Raw genomic sequence first — 15,098 nt, forward strand, 5'->3', positions numbered from 1 at the left:
GTGAGAATCACTGATACGGCGGTAAAGCGCCCGATCTTCGCGATCGTTATTAACTTACTGCTGCTGACCTTTGGCTTAGTGGCATTTACTATGCTACCGCTGCGCGAATATCCTGATATTGAAACCCCAATAGTCAGTGTAAGCACTAACTACACAGGCGCATCAGCGGAAGTAGTAGAAACCAAGATCACCCAAGTATTAGAAAACCGGATTTCGGGGATCGAAGGGATCAAAAGCATAAATTCCAGTAGCCGCAATGGTAGTTCCAATATCACTATCGAATTTAATATCGATCGCGACATCGACGCTGCTGCAAATGATGTGCGTGAGCGCGTTTCTCGAGCGCTGGATAGGTTGCCAGAGCAAGTTAGGCCGCCTGAAGTATCGAAATCAAACAGCGACGAAAGCCCTATCGCTTGGTTTGTACTCAACAGCGAAACCATGGATACCTTGCAGCTTTCAGACTACGCCCAGCGCTTTATCGTTGACCGTCTGGCGGTTGTTGATGGCGTATCGAATGTACGTATTGGCGGTGAACGTCAATACGCCATGAAGATTTGGCTAGACCGAAAGGCGATGGCCGCTCGTGGAGTCACAAGCAGTGATATTGAACAAGTGCTACGCAGAGAAAACGTAGAATTACCCGCTGGCGAAATTGAATCCGTTGACCGTGATTTTTCTGTTCGTATTGCCAGAAGCTATAAGACTCAAGAAGACTTTGACAACCTAGTAATTAAGCGCGGTGAACAAGGCTATTTGGTGCGACTTGGTGAAGTCGCGCAGGTGGTACTTGAAGCCGCTGACGACGAAAGTACCTTCCGTGGTAATGGTAAAAATATGATTGGCCTTGGTGTTGTTAAGCAAGCCAAAGCCAATACGCTAGAAGTGGTCGACAACGCTCGTAAAGAGCTTGAAAAAATAAAGCGCAACCTGCCTCAAGGCACCACCATAGAAGACAGCTACGATTCTTCTATTTTTATCCGTGAGTCCATTGCTGAAGTATACAGCACACTTGCGATTGCCATGGCGTTGGTGGTACTCGTTATCTACATCTTCCTTGGCAATATCCGCGCTACGCTGATCCCTGCTGTTACCGTGCCGGTAGCCTTAGTTGCAACCTTTATGTTCTTACTGGCCATGGGGTATTCTATCAACTTGCTGACGCTGCTTGCACTTGTGCTTGCCATCGGCCTTGTGGTCGATGACGCCATTGTAATGCTAGAAAATATCTACCGCCGCATCGAGCTTGGCGAACCCAAGTTACTGGCGGCATACCGTGGCGCGCGAGAAGTAGGCTTTGCCATCATTGCCACAACGCTGGTTTTGGTTGCCGTGTTTATTCCCTTAGTCTTTATGGATGGTCGTATTGGTGCCCTATTTACCGAATTTGCCTTTGCAGTAAGTGCTGCGGTGCTGTTTTCCAGTATTACCGCGTTGACCTTATCTCCTGCCCTTTGCTCCAAAGTATTAAAGCCCAGCAATAAAGAAAACCGCTTTAGTCAGTGGATGGACCGTCAATTTGGACGACTAGAACAAGGATATCGCCGTGTTTTACAAGACAACTTATCGCGCAAATACAGCCTGATCGTGATGTTGGCACTGGCGGGTTTTACCAGCTACAGCCTGTTTAAACAGATCCCGTCTGAACTGACACCAAAAGAAGACCGCGGTACTTTCTTCGTTATGATGAATGGCCCAGAAGGGGCAAGCTACGAAAACAACTCGCAAAATATGGCAAAAATTGAAGAGCGCCTACTACCTTATGTAGACTCAAAGGAACTTAGCCGCGTGCTTATTCGGGTGCCTGGTTGGGGTGGTCAAGGCGGTGTTGCTATTATCGGCATGCCAGACTGGGATGAGCGAAAACGCTCTACTTGGGAAGTCATGGATGAGATCAGCGGTAAAATGCAAGATGTTACAGATATTCGCGCCTTCGCTATTATGCGCCGTGGTATTGGCGGCGGCGGTAACTCACGCCCTATTGAGTTTGTACTGCAAGGTAACGACTACGATGAGTTAGCTGCATGGCGCGATCGCATTCTAGAACGCGCACGAGAAAATAAAGGACTGGTTCGTCTCGATCACGATTACAAAGAAACCTTCCCACAGTTTTTGATAAGCATTGATAAAACCAAAGCTGCAGACTTAGGCGTGTCGGTAAGTGCTATAGGCCAAACGCTAGAAACCATGCTGGGACAACGTCGTGTTACCACCTTTATTGACCGCGGTGAAGAATACGATGTGATCTTAAAAGGCACCAAAGCCGACTTCTCTGCCCCAGATAATATTTCTGATATTTATGTGAAATCTCGTAGCGATGAGCTCGTGCCATTAGACAGTTTGATCACCATAAAAGAAGAAGCCACAGCTTCTCGATTAAACCGCTACAACCGTATGCGCGCAATCACTATCACGGCAAACCTCGCTGGCGACTATACACTGGAGCAAGCCCTCGACTTTTTAAATAAAGTTGCCGCCGAAGAGAATGATATCGACGGCGCCATCGACTACAAAGGCGAATCACAGCTGTTTTATGAAGGTGCATCAGCAATGACCTATGTGTTTATTCTGGCGCTCACCGTTACTTTCTTGGTATTAGCCGCACAGTTTGAAAGCTTTGTCCATCCACTGGTTATCATGCTCACCGTACCGCTGGGCTTAGTCGGTGCGATGTATGGATTATTTATCACCGACAGCACGCTAAATATTTATAGCCAAATTGGTATTGTCATGTTGATTGGCCTTAGCGCCAAAAACGGTATCTTAATCGTGGAATTTGCTAACCAATTGCGTGACAAAGGCATTGCCTTCGAACAAGCCATTGTCGATGCTGCAGCGCAGCGATTAAGACCTATTATCATGACCTCGCTAACAACCGTGATGAGCTCCATCCCGCTTGTGTTTGCAACAGGCCCAGGATTCGAAAGCCGCATGGTGATCGGTGTCGTGATTTTTGCCGGTGTCAGTGTTGCCACCATTTTAACCTTGTTTGTTATCCCAACCGCCTATACTTTACTAGCTAAGAAGACGCAATCTCCAGAAGAGACGACAAAACGTCTTGAGGAGCAGTCGCAACAACATCCTGAGCAGGAGGTATAATGGCAACTTTACAAACAGCAACTTTTGGTGGTGGTTGTTTTTGGTGTATTGATGCGGCATTTCGCCGCGTCAATGGCGTTGAGTCAGTGCAATCAGGTTACGCAGGTGGCCACACAGATAATCCCACCTATCAAATGATATGTCGGGGAGACAGTGGCCATGCTGAGGTAGTCCAACTGCAATTTGATGCCGATATTGTCAGCTTTGATACTTTGCTTAATATGTTTTTTACTCTGCATGATCCAACGCAGTTGAACCGCCAAGGCAACGACATTGGTACTCAGTACCGTAGTGTGGTGTTTTATCATGACCAGCAGCAACAGCAGCAAACTCAAGATTGTATTGCGCAGCTTCAAAGCCAGTTAAGTGAAAAAATAGTGACTGAAGTTAGCCCAGCGCCTGAATTTTATCCTGCTGAGCACTATCACCAAGATTATTACACTGAAAACCCAAACCAAGGCTATTGCAGTGTGATGATTGCCCCTAAAATTGCAAAATTTGAAAGCTATTTTGCGGCAAATTTAAAGCACTAAACTTGTGTGCCGAACGCAATAGATTGCGTTCGGCTTACGCCTTACGGCAACATAGGTATAGCAAATACATAAAAACTAGTGCGGCCATCTTTAATCCGCAAATGCCCACGCGTTACTTCCATTTCTAAATTCGCAGTATCACCAGGTCTTAAGGTATCTAAGCCTTTAAGCGGAACAACACCTGAATTGATTAACTGGGCATTGTGTTTAATGACCTGCGGAATATCTTCGCTCATATCCACACCTAAGAATTCAAACACATCAATCACAATACGGCTAAATTCAGTATAAAGCTTGTCAAAAATCCCCGGAGTCAAGGTATCTATCAAATCGAGGATCCACGGCAGCTCTACTTTTGTCGTCACCACAGGCTTAAAGCTAGAAATTAAAGGATCTAACTCAAGCTGCTGGGTACGTACATCATACTTACCTTTGATGGTGACATTTTCGTTGTTAATATAGACATGGATATAAATATTCATCCCAAGCTGCTTCTTACGGAACTTAGCGTAAGACTTCAAATCGAAACCATCGATCAACACAGGTACTTTATTTTGCGCATCAACTCTACCTGCGATTTTCATATGCATAGTGCCGTAGAGGCTAGTCGTGTGGCTCACTTTATTTGAACTAGATTGTGCGGCAATATTGTTGACGATATCGGTCGTCAACTCTTTGTAGTTATGTTCCACATTCGAAAATTGCTGATGAATAATATCTGAAACCTGCGTATACATTTCCTTTGGACCTTGGCTAGATGTTGTCCTGCCAGTAGACCAACACTCGCCACCGGTATAAATCACAGGCACAGATATAGGCGTTAGGTGATCGTTGCCGGGGTGACGATAGTACATCATGCTGCGGATCCGACTACAGGTTTGCGATGGCGCGTTAAACCAAGCGAAATCGCCCGCCATTGATTGTGTTGAAAATTGAGGTTCAAGCTGGTTTTCAGGTAGCGAAGCTTGCGCTGATGTGACAATCCCAAGCGTGAGTAACCCAAATAATAGTGACTTCATGTTCTTTTCCTTAAGGTAGTAATAATACAAATCAAATCTATTATCAACCACACATAAGGCAGAACACCAGTTACAAATGTAATGCAACTAAATGATAAATAAGAAAAGTGATCCATTACTCACGATGGATCACTCTGGGTATTGAAAAGCTTTTAACGTATTAGAAGCTGTAGCTCACACCAACGTAGGCTTGTCTACCTAGTGGCTTATAGCCCAGTAAAGAGCCATCTTTTGCTTCGCCCGCTGTGGCATTGAAATAACGCTTATCGGTTAAGTTTTCAATACGGCCATTTAACTTGAATCCGTCGAAAAACGTATAGTTAGCAGCTAAGTTAAACAGCGTATATGACGGTAAAGTCACTGTATATGCACCTTCAGCTCCCCATACTTTATCGTCGCGATTACCTCTATGGACTAAGGTCAGTGTTGCGTCGACATTTTCCCACTCTTTACTGACTGAATAAGTTAAGGTGCGTCTCGCTCTGCGCTGTAATTGCTTATCGGTATCTGCGTCTTTAGCACTCACATAGCTCACATTTACCGTATGCTCGATACCAAAGTTGTCTTCAATTTCAACAGAAAGATCAGCACCTTCAAAGTCAGCGCGCTGAACATTGTAAGGGATGTATTTCCATTTATCATTTTGCTGATAAACGATTTTATCGGTAATACGGTTATCGTATACCGCAGCTTCCACACGGAAGTTCTCGCCGCTCCATGTAACAATAATTTCGTTATTAGTAGCTTCTTCTGGCTTAATATTTGGGTTAGGTAAATAGTAAGGACTATCAATCACAAACGCCTGTGATAAAGAAGGTGCTCTAAAGGCAGTACCATGATTCAACTTAACACTTAGGCCATCCATGAGTTGCTTGCCGACAGCAACCGTGTAGGTGTTTGCACGACCATGAAAATCATAATCATCCGTTCTCAGTACAACCTCTGCCAGCCAATTTTCATCGTTGTAAAACCCACCGAGTGCTAAAGATAAATTATCACGCTCAGGCTCTGAAAAAGAGGCGGTAGAATCACCAACATCTTCATTTAGAAAGGTAAAGTTACCCGTGAAGATCAAAGCTTCAGTTAAACTATATTGCGACTGATATTCAAATTGGCTGCGTTTGGTGACATAAGCGTTATCGTCAGCACTATTACCGATTTGAACATTTTGTTCCTTACCTAAGCTGTATGACGCACTTTGGCTAAACTTATCAGTACGTCTTTTCCACGCCAACTTATTGGTGTAGTTATGGAAACGGTAAGCATCACTACCAAAAGAGTCATACTCCCCCTCACCTTCACTGTACTGTGAACGTAAGCTAAAAATGCCACTTTCTTCATCACCATACTGCACATTTAAACCGGCATTACCGTTATAATATCCATCACGGTCATGGTTTTTTGTGATTGCAGCTTCAGGGTCTTTCTCAATCACATCATAGCCATCGGTATGAGTGTAACCCGCATTAGCTGCAATACTAAACTTGTCTTTTTTGTAATTTACCGTCGCTTCGGTCTTGGAGTAATTGTTACTCCCAGTCGTAAACGCGATAGTATTGTTATTCCCTTCGCGACTAATAATGTTAATCACGCCAGCAATGGCATCTGAACCATAAATCGCAGCTTTGGCACCACGAATGATCTCAATTCTTTCGATGCTATTAAGTGGTAAATTAGTGAGCGAATTGTCACCGGAGTTTGCATCCGTCACTCGAACCCCATCGATTAACACTAGCGTATGCTTAGCGTCATTACCGCGTAGGAATAAACTCACGCTTTGGCCAAAGCCACCGTTTCTAACAGCTTGAATACCAGCGACATTATCGAGTAGCGATACGACATCTTGAACATTGCTTTTTTCAATTTCAGCGCGACCTATAACCGTAATGGCAGACAGTGCGCTTTCTAGAGATTGTTCAAATTTATTGGCAGTAACAGTGATATGTTCAACATTTTGATCCGCAAATGCTGAAAAAGAGAGCGCCGTCGCTATCGCCGCGCTTAGAGCAGTTTTATTTAACATGGTTTCCCCTAACTTGTACCCACCGTACAAGAACACAAAGTGACTGTTTCAAGGCCGGTCTCCGGGCTCAGTAAATCTGCAGATTAGCAGTTCACTCTACCGTTGCGGGGGCAGCGCTGGCATAGAACCGATCCAAGCTAATCACGTGTAATAAACTGTCTTACTCAATTTATTATTGATTCACGCAATTAGATGTTCCCTTGTGTTCGCACCAGTTTCCCGATTATCTATACACTTAGCAACCACACTAGGTTGTGTACAGCACCTTGAAAATGCGAGGCTATTGTCTTGGGTTTCGGAATGATTGTCAATGGACGTCTAGAAATCCAAAAGTGCAATCTATGCACTTTTGGAATGGAGTAAAGCGTAATTAGTCGCGGAAGTTTTTGAATTGAAATGGTTGGCCAAGCTCACCGGTACGAATCAATTGCATCGTTTCTTGCAAATCGTCACGCTTTTTACCCGTTACACGCACCGTATCGCCTTGAATTGATGCTTGAACTTTAACTTTTGAGTCTTTAATAAGCTTAACCAGTTTTTTCGCCATCTCTTTGTCGATGCCTTGTTTTAACGCCACCTTGCGCGATACGTATTTGCCTGAACGTTCAATGTCTTTTAGCTCAAAGCTTGCCACATCAAGGCCACGCTTTGCCGCTTTACCCACTAACATATCGAACAACTGCATAACTTGCTGTTCTGCTTCCGCTTTAAGGTTGATCATTTCACCGTTAAGCTCGATTGATGCATCTACGCCACGAAAATCAAACCGCGTATCAAGCTCGCGAACCGCGTTGTCTACAGTATTTTTTGCTTCTGTCATATCAATTTCAGATACAATATCAAATGAAGGCATGCTTCTCTCCTAAAGTCATTTTGGCTCGATTATAGCAGTTTATGCTTAATTTGAGTTACTTTAAGTTTTTAAACAGCGTATTAGGATGTTCACCCAATGGACAGTTTTCGATGGTATACTGCTCGCTTAGTCATACAGAAGTAGGATGTATTGTGACACGGCGCGTTTATAAAGCTCTTTTGATTATCTCTTTAATTATATGTACGGTGCTATTCGCAAAGGAAATTAGCTTGTCTCCAAAGCTGTTCCCAAATATCGATAAAGTGGCGCATTTTGGTGTATTTTTTGTGCTTGCGTTTATCTCTCACCATGCTTTTAAAGTGAAAGTATGGACACACATAGTACTGCTGTCCTTGTATGGTGCAGGAATTGAGTGGATGCAACATTCATTACCGTATCGCCAAGCATCTACCGCTGATTTTTTCGCTGATTTAGCCGGTGCGGTCAGTTATTTTGTTCTATTTTATATTTGGGCAAGTTGGCGCAACAGAAAACATGGCTAATATACATATTTTAGGTGAAGGGGCGATAGGATTACTGCTCGCCCAGCACCTTAGTCAATCTCATCAAATTACGCTGATCACTCGAAATAAACGCGCGGCGACTTATCGCTATCAAACAGCAAGTATTCAACAAACCATCCCATGCAGCACCAAAACACTTGCAGAACTCCCTGCCAGCAGTATAGATACGCTAATCATTCCCGTTAAAGCATATCAGGTCATCGAAGCACTCCGAGCGCTTCGCCCTACACTTTCAAAAAATGCAACGCTAATCCTTAGTCATAATGGCATGGTAGATTGGTCTGGTGAGTTAGCAGCGCTTGATAAAACACAATCAGCCTACTTCTTAAGCACATCCATCGCAGGCTATAAAGTCGCAGACACTGTGCATCATACAGGACAAGGTGCAACTTGGTTTGGGCCGTTAAATTTACCAGCTGAATGCCACTACCAGCGCGTATTCTCGCAACTGTTTAGCACATTTGACAATGCTCAAACCACGTTTGACATCATGCCAACACTTTGGAAAAAGCTGGCGGTTAATATTGCCATTAACCCGTTAAGTGCATTGGAACAAGTCGCAAATGGTCAGCTAAGACAGCCCAAATACGCGGCCCAAATCCTTAATTTAATGAATGAAGTACAACTTGTGGCCACAAGTACAGGCGTGAACTTAGCGCTTAGCGAGCTAGTCACGCTTGCTTACACCGTAATGGCGCAAACTGCAAACAATCGCTCTTCAATGAATCAGGATATCGCGAATAACAGACGCACAGAAATTGACGCCATGTGCGGGTATATTTGTGAGCTAGCAGCGAAGCAAAATATCGATGTGCCGTTTAATCAACAGTTACTTGAGGAAGTGAATAAGCGCTGGCAGCTAGCGCGACAATAGACTTAACTTCTCGGCGGGTAAACCGCCTCCCACAAAACTATTTATACCAATTGCATTAAGTAAATGAGCTATTTTGAAGCGGGGAAATAGCTTTAGTAGCAAGGCAAAAATTTTGCTATTTAGTTGTTCTAAATGAGAAATTTTTAACGAAGCTAATATGATATTTCACCCTTCAAATTGATTGAAGAATTAATTCAATTGGTATTACACAGCGATTCCTTTAGAAACTCAATCATCTTTTATTCGCTTCATAGCCTTATGATAAACATCACTACGTTCACGCTTTCCCACTGCTAGCATAGTTACAACGATAATGTCGTCTTCAACTTTGTAGACTAGGCGGTAACCTGATTGGCGTAGTTTTATTTTGTACATGTTGTCAGCACCAGATAGCTTCGACGCTGGCACATGGGGATCCTTGAGGCGTTCAATTAACTTTTTCTTGAACTGCGATTGCAGGGTAGAGCCTAGTTTACTCCATTCTTTGAGTGCACTCTTTTTAAAACCGAGTTTATAAATCATTAATATTTATTGAGATACTTTCTTCAGATTCACGCTCTTTAGCAATAGCGAGTAGCTCAAGATCCTCGAGCCTGTCCATCATTATCTCGTATGCTTCTGCAGGCACACAATAAAAAGCAGGTTCATTTCGATTAAGCACAGCGACAGGTTCTCCGTCAGCACTTGTTGCAACTTTCATAGGGTTTGCTTTTAGTTCAGTAATGCTCGCAGCAACATCTGCTAATATTCTAGTGGTCATAAAATCAGTCTCTTAACTGGTCTTTATATCGACTATATTAGTCGTATAAATAAGCAATAACAAGCGCCCTCTTGCCTCCCCACAAGACGTACGTTGGGTAAATCCTAAAGTCTCACCCAACGCTTGTTAACACGCTTTTTAAGGACGGTACACCTTGACGTTTGCATAGCCATTTTCATGCAGAATAAGTGCTTGTAACTGGCTCATTACGCCTTTCGAACAGTACAAGTAGTATGCTTTGTCCTGTGGTAAGTCGCCAAACTTAGTGGCTAATCTAAAGAAAGGTAAGTGGATCACTTGTGCACCATCTAGCTCTAGAGGGTTTGCATCTTCCTCTTCAGGGGAACGAATATCTAGTACCACCGCGTTGTCAGGTAATTCACTTACCGATTCCGCTTCTTTCACTTCTTCTTTTGCTTCAGCTTCAATATCACGAATATCTTTTACCGTCGCGTTCGCTACAACTGTATTCAATACATCAAAGTCAAACTTTTCTTCTTCAGCTAATATCTTGTGAAGCTGTGCTTTTACCGTTGGTTTTTGAGAGATCACACCACAATATTCAGGCATTGCTTCTGCCATTTCATTGGTGCCAATCGCTCTGGCAATACGAATAATCTCTTCTTTATCGTGTTGAATAAGCGGTCGTAATATCAGCATCTCTGTAACACGGTCAATCACGTTAAGGTTAGCCAAGGTTTGGCTCGATACCTGACCAATACTTTCACCAGTTACCAGCGCAGGGATCCCTAAACGCTCTGCAACCACAGCACCTGCACGCATCATCATGCGCTTTAGTACCACGCCCATTTGTCCGCTTTCGATATTTTCAAGAATTTCTGCAACAACCGGCTCAAAGTCAATCGTAATAAATTTAACTTTGTGGGTAGAGCTAAATTGTTTCCACAAATAGTGGCTCACTTGCTTAACGCCAATTTCGTGGGCTGCGCCACCTAAGTTAAAGAACAAAAAGTGCGTTCGCGCGCCTTTTCGCATCATTTGATAAGTCGCAACACCCGAGTCGAATCCGCCAGAAACCAAAGACAGCACGTCTTCTTGCGTTGGTAGTGGGAAGCCACCTAGACCAAAGTGCTGGTGACGAACGATGTAGGCTTTATTGTCTTTGACTTCGATTTTAACCGTCACATCAGGTTTTTTCAGTCTTACACTGGCACCCTCTACATTTTGGTTTAAACCGCCACCAACATAACGCTCCACGTCGCTTGAAGTAAACTCATGCTTACCTTGGCGCTTTACACGCACGCAAAACGTTTTGCCCTTGATCAATGGCTCAACCAAAGCAATCGTTTGTTGGTAGATATCATCAAGCGTGTCGAACTGTGTTTCTTGCACCTCAATAAACTGCACAATACCTGGCGTGCGTTTAAGGTGGTCGATCAGACCAAGACGGGTTTTCTCGTCACTTAGCTCGCTCGTCACTGAGATATTGTCCCAGTTATTTTTAACTTTTACGTTTTCGTCAACGCGAACCAACAGCATTTTGATGTTTTTCTCTAATACTTTGGTAAAACGCTTACGGACGGATTTGCTCTTAATAGCAATTTCGGGATGTAATTTGACGATAAATTTAAGCATAAAAGTCACTCTACTACAGATCGATTATCGGTTGCGATGACGCACTGATTTGACCTAAGCGGACTTTATCGTGGCGCACACTGACCGAGGACAGTTCGGGCGCGCGAGTATATCAAACTCAGAGCCGATTAGGAAATAAACAAACCTTTTCCCTTTGTGCTCTACAAAGCCTTTTGCCGTGCTCACCCAGGCAAAAGGCCCGCTTAATTATTTCAGGCTAAGCAATACTCGGTAAGCTCGCCTCTGCCAGTGCTTGATAATGCTGCTGAAGTTGTGCCACTTTCGGTGCGCTCATGGGCGTCGCGTAAGGTTTAAAAATCATCAGAACTTTAACAATACCATTGTATATATCTTGTTGCTCAAGGACGCCTGTCATTCTTCTGGCTTTAACATAAGGAGTCCAGAAACTAACGGTCATTTTCAACATATGCGCGAGCTCTTTAGCATCGTCATCATCTATGGTGATCACGCCTGTATCTCTTAGACCAATTACCACAGCTTTTACTTGCTCAAGTAAGCGTGACTGAAAAGCAATGTAGTTTTTTTTCAATTCATCATCACGAGCCAAGATGTCTGTCAGATTGTCGTAGAAAAAGTGATAACGCCACATCAGGTCGAACAAGGAGTCTAAATATTGAGTTAGCTGCTCAAGCGGCTCATTGTGCTGCTCCAGTGGCTTAAAGTGCGTATTTAAATGCTCGCTATAAAGCGCGAATATTTGCCGAATGATGTCTTCTTTATTTTTAAAATGATAGTACAAATTGCCAGGACTAATCCCCAAACTGGACGCTATATGGTTTGTCGTAATCGCGCGCTCTCCATGCAAATTAAATAACGCGATGCTGGTACGTATTATTTTTTCCTTGGTATTCATTACGATTCTCTATCTTTGTTGATAACGTGGTCGCGCTATTGCTAGTGTTAATAGGCTATTGCGCGCTCCATGTGAAAAAATAGCACTAATTTTACCTCTAGATAAGCTTAGATCCGACAAAGCTGACCAGTGTTTTTTCAAAAAAACCTTGTTACCATACAAAAAAATTCAACATAGTTACGCTTATGAAAGTCATCGCCCTCTACCCTGGCACATTTGATCCCCTCACTAATGGACATGAAGACTTAATCAAACGTGCAGCAAAAATGTTTGATACCGTGATCTTGGCAATTGCCCATAACCCAAATAAACAGCCTTGTTTCTCACTAGAGCAACGTGTTGCTTTGGCTGAAGAAATTTTAAAGTCACATAAAAATGTAAAGGTGATTGGGTTTTCAGGATTACTCGTTGATTTAGCGAAAGAGCAAAAAGCCAACGTGCTGATCCGCGGTATTCGCGCGGTGTCTGACTTTGACTATGAGTTCCAGCTGGCCAATATGAATCGCCGTTTACATCCCGATTTGGAAAGCGTATTTTTAACGCCATCTGAAAAGAATTCATTTATCTCGTCAACTTTAGTAAAAGAAGTTGCACTTCATAAAGGCAATGTCAGTGAATTTGTTCACCCGCTGGTTGCCAAAGCTTTAGAGGAAAAACTACACGGATGAAAAAGTGCCTATTATCCCTAGCCGTATTGGTTGGTACTTATGCGCATGCTTCACCTTGGATAGAGGTGTCACAAAGTGAGCTTAAACACAGCATAGATTTACTGGTTGCAGAAGGCGTGATAAATCGCCCAGTTAATCAATATCCTCTGTTGTGGAGCGGCATTGTTAATGACCTTGCCGCTATTGATGACAGCAATCTCTCTGAAACCGCAAGCTTTGCATTGGCACATTTACGCCATGCACTAAAACAAGCAAAAAGAGAAAGATACAGTAGTGTAAAAGCACATTTTAACGGTGCTGAAGAGCGCTCAACAGGCTTTGGTGAACGTCAAAATGAACGTTCAGGCTTGCGTACTTATGGCGTTATTACCGGCGGTGCTGTTAGCGCTAAAGTTGCGGTTAACTACGCAGATGAAAGCCAAGATGGAAAATACGTGAATCACCACGGCAGCCACCTTGCAGTGTTGTTTGGTAATTGGTCTCTCAGCGCTGAGCGACTGAGTTACTGGTGGGGCCCGAGCAACGAAAATGCGCTGATGCTTTCAAACAACGCAGCCCCCATGAAGGCGGTTCGTTTAAGTCGTGCCAATAACAACTATATTGGACCGAGCTTTTTCTCTTTCGTTGGTCCTTGGCAAGTGACGGCCATTATGGCAAAACAACGCCCAAATATAGCCAGTAAAAAGGATGGCGACTTTTGGGGGTTTAGAGCGGCTGCTTTTCCAATTCAAGGGCTAGAGCTTGGCTTTAGTACAACATCCAGCGACTTTGTTTATCAACAACAAAACCTTGAAAGCGAAAAGCAAACGCAACGCCTCACCAGCGTTGACTTCAAATACTCCACTCGGATAGCAAGTCAACCACTCGCTTTATACGGTGAGCTTGCAGGCAATAACGACAGTGGTGCATTACCAAGCAATCCAATGTACACCCTAGGTATTGAAAGTTATTGGGGTGGTAAAGACTATCGCCTTAAAAGCTTTATTGAATATTCAGATACAAGCATTGATTGTAAAGACGAGCTAAAGCTCGCGCTTTGCCCAAGAGACAATACCGTGGATTCAGCGAACTACCGTGAACGCGACCTCTGGCTTGGAGCAAGCTCGGGATTGGACGCTAAAAACCTCACTTTCGCGTTAGATTACTTCAGCACAGATGGCATTGGTGCTTATGCCAAACTGAAGCGAGTTGAATTTGACACATTAGACGTTGAGCGAAACCAGCTCGAGCTCGGTTACCAACAAGGTGTGTTTGGCGCGCTTGCTAAAATTGGCGTAAAAGCATGGCAAGATAAGTCTCAGGAAGAAGACGAAAGCCACGCAGCACTCACGTTGAGCGTGGAATATCAGTTTTAACGAGCGGCCATCGCCGCTCTTTTATTATGGCGTATAATCCAAGAAAGTCCTTAGGAATAAGCCAAACGACAATTAAAAGCCAATCGGTTATATACATTTCGACAATGTATAACCAGCAAGCACGAAAAAGCGGTACAAACACAAGACTATGATAAATAAGTAAAAATTACAATTTAAATCGACTAAAGTTTCAAGCTACCTTAGCTCTCACATTACTTATAGCCCATTTAATACCTAACCAATCTTTATTGACTAATAAAGAAGCAACCATAATAAAGTCCACAGAAATCACTATGTATGAGTATAAATACCATAAGAACCAGCGTGTTACATTTTCATAAATATATGTATCTATAAACATAAAGAAGAACATTAAAGTATTAATAACCAAACCTACCGTAATATATAAAACGCCAACTTCGAGCTTTTCATCTTTAAAAAAAGTATACGCGACTAGAAAAAGAATCAATAAGGTAAAGAGATCAAACAAAGCAAATATTCCGTGAATAGCCGTATTGTAGCTATCAGAAGCAATGATAAAATCACTTACAAAGTAGGAGGTAAATAACAGGATAGAAGCAAAGAGTAGCTGTAAATTTTTCTGGACTTTTAGTATATAAAAAAATAGATGTAGCAGTGAGGCCATCAAGAAGCCCCATATTACAAGGGCTCCTATACTCATACCAAAAAAGTCATAAATTAACATTAATCATTAGTACGGTTCTTTAGACCCAGGCGGAATTATTGCACTTCCACGTGCGCCAGATACCATCTCAAGTTTACTTACAGATTGAATCACCTTATCAGAAAGTGGCTTTGCTTGACCAGTTGTTTTAGCTTGATTTTTTCTCGCTAGGATTGTTTTTATCATGAAATTTCCCTCAATATTTACAAATTAGTCTTAACTCTAAAAGTGAGTC

The 15,098-nt window shown here is 43.0% G+C and carries 15 protein-coding genes and 1 riboswitch; of the genes, 6 read left to right on the forward strand and 9 right to left on the reverse strand.

Features of this window, described 5'->3' with window-relative positions; translation table 11 throughout:
* Window positions 1–3,099, forward strand: coding sequence for an efflux RND transporter permease subunit (locus QSH61_RS16415; protein WP_206473044.1), 3,099 nt, complete (start codon window positions 1–3; stop codon window positions 3,097–3,099).
* Window positions 3,099–3,632 carry a peptide-methionine (S)-S-oxide reductase MsrA gene (gene msrA / locus QSH61_RS16420; protein ID WP_211200952.1) on the forward strand — a complete coding sequence of 178 codons (534 nt, stop codon included), beginning with the start codon at window positions 3,099–3,101 and terminating at the stop codon, window positions 3,630–3,632. Before QSH61_RS16415 ends, msrA begins: the two co-directional genes overlap by 1 nt.
* Before the next feature lie 41 nt (window positions 3,633–3,673).
* Here the strand turns inward: msrA and QSH61_RS16425 are convergent, their stop codons facing one another.
* The 3 genes from QSH61_RS16425 to QSH61_RS16435 form a co-directional block, all read right to left on the reverse strand.
* Complete coding sequence (locus QSH61_RS16425; RefSeq protein ID WP_010607135.1) at window positions 3,674–4,651, reverse strand: hypothetical protein; 978 nt, start codon at window positions 4,649–4,651, stop codon at window positions 3,674–3,676.
* 160 nt (window positions 4,652–4,811) lie between these two features.
* Window positions 4,812–6,674 (reverse strand): TonB-dependent receptor domain-containing protein, encoded by a 1,863-nt coding sequence (locus QSH61_RS16430; protein WP_102057583.1) that lies wholly within the window; start codon window positions 6,672–6,674, stop codon window positions 4,812–4,814.
* Between the two features lie 35 nt (window positions 6,675–6,709).
* Window positions 6,710–6,958, reverse strand: a riboswitch (cobalamin riboswitch).
* Window positions 6,959–7,044: 86 nt separating this feature from the next.
* The gene (locus QSH61_RS16435; RefSeq protein WP_174170591.1) at window positions 7,045–7,527 is read right to left on the reverse strand and encodes a YajQ family cyclic di-GMP-binding protein; all 483 of its coding nucleotides are present in this window, start codon (window positions 7,525–7,527) and stop codon (window positions 7,045–7,047) included.
* Window positions 7,528–7,679: 152 nt separating this feature from the next.
* On the opposite strand from QSH61_RS16435, the gene QSH61_RS16440 reads away from it, so the two are divergent.
* Both QSH61_RS16440 and QSH61_RS16445 read left to right on the forward strand, forming a co-directional pair.
* The gene (locus tag QSH61_RS16440) at window positions 7,680–8,030 is read left to right on the forward strand and encodes a VanZ family protein (protein ID WP_174170590.1); all 351 of its coding nucleotides are present in this window, start codon (window positions 7,680–7,682) and stop codon (window positions 8,028–8,030) included.
* On the forward strand, window positions 8,023–8,925 hold the full coding sequence (locus QSH61_RS16445; RefSeq protein ID WP_174170589.1) for a ketopantoate reductase family protein: 903 nt from the start codon (window positions 8,023–8,025) through the stop codon (window positions 8,923–8,925). Before QSH61_RS16440 ends, QSH61_RS16445 begins: the two co-directional genes overlap by 8 nt.
* 228 nt (window positions 8,926–9,153) lie before the next feature.
* Here QSH61_RS16445 and QSH61_RS16450 read toward each other — a convergent pair whose 3' ends face one another.
* The 4 genes from QSH61_RS16450 to QSH61_RS16465 all read right to left on the reverse strand — a co-directional run bounded on the left by QSH61_RS16450 (window position 9,154) and on the right by QSH61_RS16465 (window position 12,155).
* Window positions 9,154–9,447: a type II toxin-antitoxin system RelE family toxin gene (locus QSH61_RS16450; RefSeq protein WP_174170588.1), complete on the reverse strand. Its 294-nt coding sequence runs from the start codon at window positions 9,445–9,447 to the stop codon at window positions 9,154–9,156.
* A complete protein-coding gene (locus QSH61_RS16455; protein WP_010607130.1) occupies window positions 9,437–9,685 on the reverse strand; it encodes a type II toxin-antitoxin system Phd/YefM family antitoxin in 249 nt (82 codons plus the stop codon). Before QSH61_RS16455 ends, QSH61_RS16450 begins: the two co-directional genes overlap by 11 nt.
* A gap of 138 nt (window positions 9,686–9,823) precedes the next feature.
* On the reverse strand, window positions 9,824–11,281 hold the full coding sequence (gene thiI / locus QSH61_RS16460) for a tRNA uracil 4-sulfurtransferase ThiI (protein ID WP_010607129.1): 1,458 nt from the start codon (window positions 11,279–11,281) through the stop codon (window positions 9,824–9,826).
* A 217-nt stretch (window positions 11,282–11,498) separates the two neighbouring features.
* Complete coding sequence (locus tag QSH61_RS16465) at window positions 11,499–12,155, reverse strand: TetR/AcrR family transcriptional regulator (protein WP_010374241.1); 657 nt, start codon at window positions 12,153–12,155, stop codon at window positions 11,499–11,501.
* Window positions 12,156–12,340: 185 nt separating this feature from the next.
* On the opposite strand from QSH61_RS16465, the gene coaD reads away from it, so the two are divergent.
* Window positions 12,341–12,823, forward strand: a complete 483-nt coding sequence (coaD, locus tag QSH61_RS16470; protein WP_010374242.1) for a pantetheine-phosphate adenylyltransferase — start codon at window positions 12,341–12,343, stop codon at window positions 12,821–12,823.
* Complete coding sequence (locus QSH61_RS16475) at window positions 12,820–14,178, forward strand: capsule assembly Wzi family protein (RefSeq protein ID WP_174170587.1); 1,359 nt, start codon at window positions 12,820–12,822, stop codon at window positions 14,176–14,178. The genes coaD and QSH61_RS16475 overlap by 4 nt, the downstream gene beginning before the upstream one ends.
* A gap of 190 nt (window positions 14,179–14,368) precedes the next feature.
* Here QSH61_RS16475 and QSH61_RS16480 read toward each other — a convergent pair whose 3' ends face one another.
* Together QSH61_RS16480 and QSH61_RS16485 are read right to left on the reverse strand one after the other, a co-directional pair.
* Window positions 14,369–14,824 (reverse strand): hypothetical protein, encoded by a 456-nt coding sequence (locus QSH61_RS16480; RefSeq protein ID WP_248298734.1) that lies wholly within the window; start codon window positions 14,822–14,824, stop codon window positions 14,369–14,371.
* 66 nt (window positions 14,825–14,890) lie between these two features.
* On the reverse strand, window positions 14,891–15,049 hold the full coding sequence (locus QSH61_RS16485; RefSeq protein WP_167310205.1) for a hypothetical protein: 159 nt from the start codon (window positions 15,047–15,049) through the stop codon (window positions 14,891–14,893).
* Between the last annotated feature and the right edge of the window lie 49 nt (window positions 15,050–15,098).

This window comes from Pseudoalteromonas sp. JC3, assembly GCF_030291895.1.
GTDB lineage: Bacteria > Pseudomonadota > Gammaproteobacteria > Enterobacterales > Alteromonadaceae > Pseudoalteromonas.

Excerpts from the sequence above, each read along its gene's own strand:
- QSH61_RS16425 (WP_010607135.1), bottom strand. The coding sequence starts at position 4,651 with ATGAAGTCACTATTATTTGGGTTACTCACGCTTGGGATTGTCACATCA.
- coaD (WP_010374242.1), top strand. The coding sequence starts at position 12,341 with ATGAAAGTCATCGCCCTCTACCCTGGCACATTTGATCCCCTCACTAAT.
- QSH61_RS16465 (WP_010374241.1), bottom strand. The coding sequence starts at position 12,155 with ATGAATACCAAGGAAAAAATAATACGTACCAGCATCGCGTTATTTAAT.
- thiI (WP_010607129.1), bottom strand. The coding sequence starts at position 11,281 with ATGCTTAAATTTATCGTCAAATTACATCCCGAAATTGCTATTAAGAGC.
- QSH61_RS16435 (WP_174170591.1), bottom strand. The coding sequence starts at position 7,527 with ATGCCTTCATTTGATATTGTATCTGAAATTGATATGACAGAAGCAAAA.
- QSH61_RS16455 (WP_010607130.1), bottom strand. The coding sequence starts at position 9,685 with ATGACCACTAGAATATTAGCAGATGTTGCTGCGAGCATTACTGAACTA.
- QSH61_RS16480 (WP_248298734.1), bottom strand. The coding sequence starts at position 14,824 with ATGGCCTCACTGCTACATCTATTTTTTTATATACTAAAAGTCCAGAAA.
- QSH61_RS16445 (WP_174170589.1), top strand. The coding sequence starts at position 8,023 with ATGGCTAATATACATATTTTAGGTGAAGGGGCGATAGGATTACTGCTC.
- QSH61_RS16485 (WP_167310205.1), bottom strand. The coding sequence starts at position 15,049 with ATGATAAAAACAATCCTAGCGAGAAAAAATCAAGCTAAAACAACTGGT.
- QSH61_RS16450 (WP_174170588.1), bottom strand. The coding sequence starts at position 9,447 with ATGATTTATAAACTCGGTTTTAAAAAGAGTGCACTCAAAGAATGGAGT.
- QSH61_RS16475 (WP_174170587.1), top strand. The coding sequence starts at position 12,820 with ATGAAAAAGTGCCTATTATCCCTAGCCGTATTGGTTGGTACTTATGCG.
- msrA (WP_211200952.1), top strand. The coding sequence starts at position 3,099 with ATGGCAACTTTACAAACAGCAACTTTTGGTGGTGGTTGTTTTTGGTGT.
- QSH61_RS16430 (WP_102057583.1), bottom strand. The coding sequence starts at position 6,674 with ATGTTAAATAAAACTGCTCTAAGCGCGGCGATAGCGACGGCGCTCTCT.